Below are 6,662 nucleotides of genomic sequence, written 5' to 3'. Positions count from 1 at the left end.
ATTACGTTGTGCAGATTCTCGGCACCAGCTCCGAAACGAGTGCGCAAAACTTCGTGAAAGAGCAGGGCGGCGAGTACCGTTATTTCAAGAAAGTGCTCAACGGCAAGCCGCTTTACGTCATCACCTACGGTAACTTCGCCAGCCGCGATGCAGCCGTTACCGCTATCAAGGCCTTGCCAGCGAAGGTTCAGGCTGGTAAACCTTGGCCACGCACTGTCGCCAGCGTCCAACAGGAACTGGCAACAACTCGCTGAAGATTCGGCGGCCTTACCCAGGCCGCCTCTCCCGGCACCTCAAAATTTCTGCAAGCGCATGCCGCCTCTCAAGGCCGCGTGCCTTGTGGCGTCTGCGTCACAGTAGTCTTTGAGTCGTTGCGGTCAAAATTAAAAAAGTTTTGACTAGCACAGCGGATCGCTTTAAACCTTTCACAAATGCGACATAGATTTGCGACGGTTCGTCGTCAAATTTGTGAGCCTAAGTGTCGGTGTGTACAATGACCTCCCTTTTGCCCCCGCAAAGCTGGCATACGTTCGGCGCGGATGGTAACTGATTGAATTGAAAAGAAATTTGCCTCTAAAAGAGGCAGCCTGGTGAGAAAGTGTCTATGAAAGCAGGTCTGTACCAACCAGATGAATTCAAGGATAACTGCGGTTTCGGCCTGATAGCCCATATGCAGGGCGAGCCCAGTCATACCCTTTTGCAAACGGCCATCGAGGCCCTGACCTGCATGACCCACCGCGGTGGGATTAATGCCGACGGCAAGACCGGTGACGGTTGCGGTCTGCTGATTCAAAAGCCGGACGTGTTCCTGCGAGCCATCGCCCAGGAAACGTTCGGCGTTGAATTGCCCAAGCAATATGCGGTGGGCATGGTGTTCTTCAACCAGGACCCGGTCAAAGCCGAAGCCGCTCGCGAGAACATGAACCGCGAGATCCTGGCGGCCGGCCTGACCCTCGTCGGCTGGCGTAAAGTGCCAATCGACACGAGCGTCCTCGGCCGTCTGGCCCTCGAACGCCTGCCGCAGATCGAACAAGTGTTCATCGGCGGTGAAGGCCTGAGCGATCAGGACATGGCGATCAAGCTGTTTACCTCTCGTCGTCGCTCGTCCGTGGCCAACGCCACCGACGCCGATCACTACATCTGCAGCTTTTCGCACAAGACCATCATTTATAAAGGCCTGATGATGCCGGCGGATTTGACCGCCTTCTATCCAGACCTCAGCGATGAGCGCCTGCAAACCTCGATTTGCGTGTTCCACCAGCGCTTCTCCACCAACACCCTGCCTAAATGGCCGTTGGCTCAACCGTTCCGCTTCCTGGCGCACAACGGCGAGATCAACACCATCACCGGCAACCGCAACTGGGCCGTGGCCCGTCGCACCAAGTTCACCAATGATTTGATGGACCTGGAAGAACTCGGCCCACTGGTCAACCGTGTGGGTTCCGACTCTTCCAGCATGGACAACATGCTGGAATTGATGGTCACCGGTGGCATCGACCTGTTCCGTGGCGTGCGGATGATCATTCCGCCTGCGTGGCAGAACATTGAAACCATGGACCCGGATCTGCGTGCGTTCTACGAGTACAACTCGATGCACATGGAACCGTGGGATGGCCCGGCCGGCGTAGTAATGACCGATGGTCGCTACGCGGTATGCCTGCTCGACCGTAACGGTCTGCGTCCGGCGCGTTGGGTGACCACCAAAAACGGTTTCATCACCCTGGCCTCGGAAATCGGTGTCTGGAACTACCAGCCTGAAGACGTGATCGCCAAGGGCCGCGTGGGTCCGGGCCAGATCTTTGCCGTGGACACCGAAACCGGTCAGATCCTCGACACCGATGCGATCGACAACCGCCTGAAGTCTCGTCATCCGTACAAGCAATGGCTGCGCAAGAATGCCCTGCGCATCCAGGCGACCATGGAAGACAACGACCACGGTTCGGCGTTTTATGACGTCGATCAGCTCAAGCAATACATGAAGATGTACCAGGTCACTTTCGAAGAACGTGATCAGGTGCTGCGTCCACTCGGCGAACAAGGCTACGAAGCCGTGGGCTCGATGGGCGACGATACGCCGATGGCCGTGCTTTCCCAGCGCGTGCGTACGCCGTACGATTATTTCCGTCAGCAGTTCGCGCAGGTGACCAACCCGCCGATCGACCCGCTGCGTGAAGCCATCGTCATGTCGCTGGAGATCTGCCTCGGTGCCGAGCGCAACATCTTCCAGGAGTCGCCGGAACACGCCTCGCGCGTGATCCTCAGCTCGCCGGTCATTTCCCCGGCCAAGTGGCGCTCGCTGATGAACCTCGATCGTCCGGGCTTCGAACGGGCAATCATCGATCTGAACTACGACGAAAGCGTCGGCCTCGAAGCGGCGATCCGCAACGTTGCCGATCAGGCTGAAGAAGCCGTGCGCTCTGGTCGAACCCAGGTTGTGCTGAGTGACCGTCACATTGCCCCGGGCAAGTTGCCGATCCACGCTTCGCTCGCCACCGGCGCGGTGCACCACCGCCTGACCGAAAAAGGTCTGCGTTGCGACTCCAACATCCTCGTGGAAACCGCGACCGCTCGCGATCCGCATCACTTCGCCGTGTTGATCGGTTTCGGCGCTTCGGCGGTGTACCCGTTCCTGGCTTACGAAGTGCTGGGCGACCTGATCCGTACCGGTGAAGTACTGGGCGACCTCTATGAGGTGTTCAAGAACTACCGCAAAGGCATCACCAAAGGCCTGCTCAAGATTTTGTCGAAGATGGGTATTTCGACCATCACGTCGTATCGCGGTGCGCAGTTGTTCGAAGCCATCGGCCTGTCCGAAGAAGTGTGCGAACTGAGCTTCCGTGGTGTGCCGAGCCGCATCAAGGGTGCGCGCTTCGTCGATATCGAAGCCGAACAGAAAGCCCTGGCTACCGAAGCCTGGAGCCCGCGCAAGCCGATCCAGCAAGGTGGCCTCCTGAAGTTCGTCCACGGTGGCGAATATCACGCCTACAACCCGGACGTGGTCAACACCCTGCAAGCCGCTGTGCAGCAGGGCGACTACAGCAAGTTCAAGGAATACACGTCGCTAGTGGACAACCGTCCGGTGTCGATGATCCGCGACATGTTCAAGGTCAAAACCCTCGACACGCCGCTCGACATCAGCGAAATCGAGCCACTGGAGTCGGTGCTCAAGCGCTTCGACTCCGCGGGTATCTCGCTGGGCGCGCTGTCGCCTGAAGCTCACGAAGCCCTGGCCGAAGCCATGAACCGCCTCGGTGCGCGTTCCAACTCCGGTGAAGGCGGCGAAGATCCAGCACGCTACGGCACCATCAAGAGCTCGAAAATCAAGCAGGTTGCGACTGGCCGCTTTGGTGTGACCCCGGAATACCTGGTCAACGCTGAAGTGCTGCAGATCAAAGTCGCTCAGGGCGCCAAGCCCGGCGAAGGTGGTCAGCTGCCAGGCGGCAAGGTCAACGGCCTGATCGCCAAGCTGCGTTACGCAGTGCCGGGCGTGACCTTGATTTCGCCACCGCCGCACCACGACATCTATTCGATTGAAGACTTGTCGCAGCTGATTTTCGACCTGAAACAAGTCAACCCGAAGGCGCTGGTTTCGGTGAAGCTGGTTGCAGAAGCGGGTGTCGGCACCATCGCCGCCGGTGTGGCCAAGGCCTATGCGGACTTGATCACCATCTCCGGCTACGACGGCGGCACCGGCGCATCGCCGCTGACCTCGATCAAATACGCGGGCGCTCCGTGGGAGCTCGGCCTGGCCGAAACCCACCAGACCCTGCGCGGCAACGACCTGCGCGGCAAAGTCCGGGTGCAGACCGACGGCGGCCTGAAAACCGGCCTCGACGTGATCAAGGCTGCGATCCTCGGCGCTGAAAGCTTCGGCTTCGGCACCGCACCAATGATCGCGCTGGGCTGCAAATACCTGCGTATTTGCCATCTGAACAACTGCGCCACCGGCGTTGCGACTCAGAACGAGAAGCTGCGCAAGGATCACTACATCGGCACCGTCGACATGGTGGTGAATTTCTTCACCTACGTCGCCGAAGAAACCCGTGAGTGGCTGGCCAAGCTGGGCGTGCGCTCCCTCGAAGAGCTGATCGGTCGCACCGATCTGCTGGAAATCCTCGAAGGCCAGACCGCCAAGCAGCAACACCTGGACCTGACCCCGTTGCTCGGCAGCGATCACATCCCGGCAGACAAGCCTCAATTCTGTCAGGTTGAGCGCAACCCGCCGTTCGACAAGGGCCTGCTGGCCGAGAAAATGGTCGACTTGGCCACCTCAGCCATCAACGACATGAGCGGCGCTGATTTTGCCCTGGATATCTGCAACTGCGATCGTTCGATCGGCGCACGGATCTCCGGCGAAATCGCACGCAAGCACGGTAACCAAGGCATGGCGAACGCGCCGGTCACCTTCCGCTTCAAAGGGACGGCTGGTCAGAGCTTCGGCGTGTGGAACGCCGGCGGCTTGAACATGTACCTGGAAGGCGACGCCAACGACTACGTCGGCAAAGGCATGACCGGCGGCAAGCTGGTTATCGTTCCGCCGAAGGGTAGCGTCTACAAGACTCAGGACAGTGCCATCATCGGCAACACCTGCCTGTACGGCGCCACCGGCGGCAAGTTGTTCGCCGCCGGTACCGCAGGCGAGCGTTTTGCCGTGCGTAACTCCGGTGCCCACACGGTTGTGGAAGGCACTGGCGATCACTGCTGCGAGTACATGACCGGTGGTTTCGTCTGCGTACTGGGCAAGACCGGTTACAACTTCGGCTCAGGCATGACCGGCGGTTTCGCCTACGTGCTCGACCAGGACAACTCCTTCGTTGACCGGGTCAACCACGAACTGGTGGAAATCCAGCGGATCAGCGGTGAAGCGATGGAAGCCTATCGCAGCCACCTGCAACGCGTGCTGAACGAATACGTCGAGGAAACCGACAGCGAATGGGGTCGTAACCTCGCTGAAAACCTCGATGACTATTTGCGTCGTTTCTGGCTCGTCAAACCTAAGGCGGCGAGCTTGAAAACGTTGCTCTCCAGTACTCGTGCCAGTCCGCAGTAACGACGCAGCTGCAAGCGGCAAGCTTCAAGCCGCAAGTTAACAGCAGTGCGCGAAGTGCCTGCCACCGTGATTGTCTTGCAGCTTGAAGCGTGTAGCTTCGAGCTGCTGTTGAGAGGTTTTAACAATGGCTGAACGTCTGAATAACGACTTCCAGTTCATCGATGTCGGGCGCAAAGATCCGAAGAAGAAACTGTTGCGTCAACGCAAGAAAGAGTTCGTGGAGATCTACGAACCCTTCAAACCCCAGCATTCGGCCGATCAGGCCCACCGCTGCCTGGGTTGCGGTAACCCGTATTGCGAATGGAAGTGCCCGGTGCACAACTTCATTCCCAATTGGCTGAAACTGGTGGCCGAAGGCAACATCCTTCAGGCCGCCGAGCTGTCGCACCAGACCAACACCCTGCCGGAAGTCTGCGGCCGGGTATGCCCGCAAGACCGTCTGTGCGAGGGTGCCTGCACCCTCAACGACGGCTTCGGCGCGGTGACCATCGGTTCGGTCGAGAAGTACATCACCGACACCGCGTTCGCCATGGGCTGGCGCCCGGACATGTCCAAGGTCAAGCCGACCGGCAAGCGTGTCGCGATCATCGGTGCGGGCCCGGCCGGCCTTGGCTGTGCCGACGTCCTGGTACGTGGCGGCGTGGCCCCGGTGGTGTTCGACAAGAACCCGGAAATCGGTGGTCTGCTGACCTTCGGCATCCCCGAGTTCAAGCTGGAAAAGACCGTGCTGAGCAATCGCCGCGAAGTCTTTACCGGTATGGGCATCGAGTTCCGTCTGAACACCGAAGTGGGCAAGGACGTGACCGTCGAGCAACTGCTCGAAGAATACGATGCTGTGTTCATGGGCATGGGYACCTACACCTACATGAAGGGCGGCTTTGCCGGTGAGGACCTGCCGGGCGTKYAYGAYGCGCTSGACTTCCTGATCGCYAACGTCAAYCGCAACCTGGGCTTTGAAAAGTCGCCGGAAGATTTCGTCGACATGAAAGGCAAGAARGTTGTGGTWCTSGGCGGCGGCGACACGGCRATGGACTGCAACCGYACKTCGATYCGTCAGGGCGCCAAATCGGTGACCTGTGCGTATCGTCGTGACGAAGCGAACATGCCGGGCTCGCGTAAAGAAGTGAAGAACGCCAAGGAAGAAGGCGTGAAGTTTCTCTACAACCGCCAGCCAATCGCCATCGTCGGTGAAGACCGCGTCGAAGGCGTGAAAGTGGTCGAGACCCGTCTCGGCGAACCGGACGCCCGTGGCCGTCGCAGCCCTGAGCCGATTCCGGGTTCCGAAGAGATCATCCCGGCTGACGCCGTGGTCATCGCGTTCGGTTTCCGCCCAAGCCCGGCGCCATGGTTCGAGCAGTTCGACATCCAGACCGACAGCCAGGGCCGAGTTGTAGCCCCGGAACAAGGCAAGTACAAGCACCAAACCAGCAACCCGAAAATCTTCGCCGGTGGCGACATGGTTCGCGGTTCTGACCTGGTGGTGACGGCGATCTTCGAAGGCCGTAATGCCGCCGAAGGGATCCTGGATTACCTGGGCGTCTGATCACTTTCCAATAGATTGGAATGCAATACCTGTGGGAGCTGGCCTGCCGGCGATAGCATCACCTCGGTT

The 6,662-nt window shown here is 59.3% G+C and carries 3 protein-coding genes; all 3 read left to right on the top strand.

The features are described 5' to 3' along the window. Positions 1-254 (top strand): SPOR domain-containing protein (locus AC1DRJ_RS16940; RefSeq protein ID WP_477803168.1); only part of this gene is annotated, 254 nt, incomplete at its 5' end. 350 nt (positions 255-604) lie between these two features. Continuing rightward, positions 605-5,050, top strand: coding sequence for a glutamate synthase large subunit (gene gltB, locus AC1DRJ_RS16935; RefSeq protein WP_477803167.1), 4,446 nt, complete (start codon positions 605-607; stop codon positions 5,048-5,050). Between the two features lie 124 nt (positions 5,051-5,174). Then, positions 5,175-6,593 (top strand): FAD-dependent oxidoreductase, encoded by a 1,419-nt coding sequence (locus AC1DRJ_RS16930; RefSeq protein WP_477803166.1) that lies wholly within the window; start codon positions 5,175-5,177, stop codon positions 6,591-6,593. Positions 6,594-6,662: the final 69 nt, after the last annotated feature.

This window comes from Pseudomonas sp. P5_B2, assembly GCF_056400445.1.
This window is presented reverse-complemented; position numbering and strand designations above follow the sequence as displayed.

Coding starts and splice junctions, on each gene's coding strand:
- gltB (WP_477803167.1), top strand. CDS start 605: ATGAAAGCAGGTCTGTACCAACCAGATGAATTCAAGGATAACTGCGGT.